Genomic DNA, 1,624 nt, shown 5'->3' on the forward strand with positions numbered 1-1,624 from the left:
TGCGGGGCGAGGCGGAATACGACGCGGGCAACGAGGAGCGCTCGGGCTTTGAGCTGAATGGCGACGCGCCGCAGCGGCCCCGCGAGGTGGCCTACAACCCGGCCGTGCCGCCCGAGGCCTACGACTTCGTGGTGATTGACGAGTGCCACCGCTCCATCTACAACGTGTGGCAGCAGGTGCTGGAGTACTTCGACGCCCACCTCATCGGCCTCACGGCCACGCCGGCCAAGCAAACCTTCGGCTTCTTCAACCAGAACCTGGTGATGGAGTACAGCCACGAGCGCGCCGTGGTGGACGGCGTGAACGTGGGCTCCGACGTGTTCCGCATCGAAACCGAAATTACGCAGCGCGGCAGCCGCGTGGAAAAGGGCAGTTCGGTGAAGCTGCTCGAGCGCCAGACCCGCACCACCCGCTGGCAAACCCTCGACGACGACCTGGTGTACGCCGGCACGCAGCTCGACCGCTCGGTGACGGCCCCCGACCAGATTCGGACGGTGCTGGCCGAGTGGAAGGCCCGCCTGTTTACGGAGTTGTTTCCGGGCCGCGAAATCGTGCCCAAAACCCTCATTTTTGCCAAGACCGACCAGCACGCCGACGACATCGTGGCCCTGGTGCGCGAGCTGTTTGGCAAGGGCAACGACTTCTGCAAGAAGATTACCTACGCGGCCGAGGAAAACGCCGACACCCTCATCCGCAAGTTCCGCAACGAGTACAACCCCCGCGTGGCCGTGACGGTGGACATGATTTCGACCGGCACCGACATCAAGCCCCTGGAGTGCCTCGTGTTTCTGCGCGACGTGCGCAGCCGGGTGTACTTCGACCAGATGAAGGGGCGCGGCACCCGCGTCATCGCCCCCTCCGACCTGGAGGCCGTGACCAGCGACGCCAGCGCCAAAACCCGCTTCGTGCTGGTGGACGCCGTGGGCGTGACCGACTCCGAGAAGAAGGACACCGAAAGCGTGGAGCGCGTGCCCGGCGGCCTGGGCTTCGAGAAGCTGCTGCACGCCGTGGCCCTCGGCAACCACGAGCCCGCCCAGCTGCGCAGCCTAGCCACCCGCCTGGCCCGCCTCGACCGCCAGCTCACGCCCGACGACCGCGCCGCCGTGCTCGCCCACACCCAAGGGGCGGCCACCGTGCAGCAGCTCGCCGCCCGCCTCTACGATGCCGTGGACCCCGTGCGCCAGGAAGCCGAAGCCCTGCGCCTAGCCACCGCCGAGGCCCGCGCCGCCGGCCAGCCCGCCCCCGGCGAGCCCGGCAGCCCCCTCACTGAGCCCACCGACGCCCACTGGCAGCAGGCCACGCAGGCCCTCACCGAGCGGGCCGTGCACCTCTTCGACGACCCGGCCCTGCGCACGCTGCTCACCAAGGTGCACGCCCAGCACGACCTCGTGATTGACCTCGTGAGCAAGGACCAGGTGCTGCGCGCCGGCTTCGAAAGCCAGACCTCGCCCGCGGCCGCGCAGGCGGCCCTGGCCCAGTCGCGCATCGACAAGTTCCAGGCCTTCATCGCGGCGCACAAAGACGAGATTACGGCCCTGCAGCTGCTGCACAACCAGCCCTACGCCCGCCGGGCCGTCACGTTTGCCCAGATTCGGGAGCTGGCCCTGGCCCTGCGCCTCGACAA

The 1,624-nt window shown here is 68.8% G+C and carries 1 protein-coding gene; it reads left to right on the forward strand.

Annotated features, from left to right (window positions below):
* On the forward strand, positions 1 to 1,624 hold a 1,624-nt coding region (locus BEN47_RS22405), incomplete at both ends, for a DEAD/DEAH box helicase family protein (RefSeq protein ID WP_158010772.1).

This window comes from Hymenobacter lapidarius, assembly GCF_001816145.1.
In the GTDB taxonomy this organism is placed as follows: Bacteria; Bacteroidota; Bacteroidia; order Cytophagales; family Hymenobacteraceae; genus Hymenobacter; species Hymenobacter lapidarius.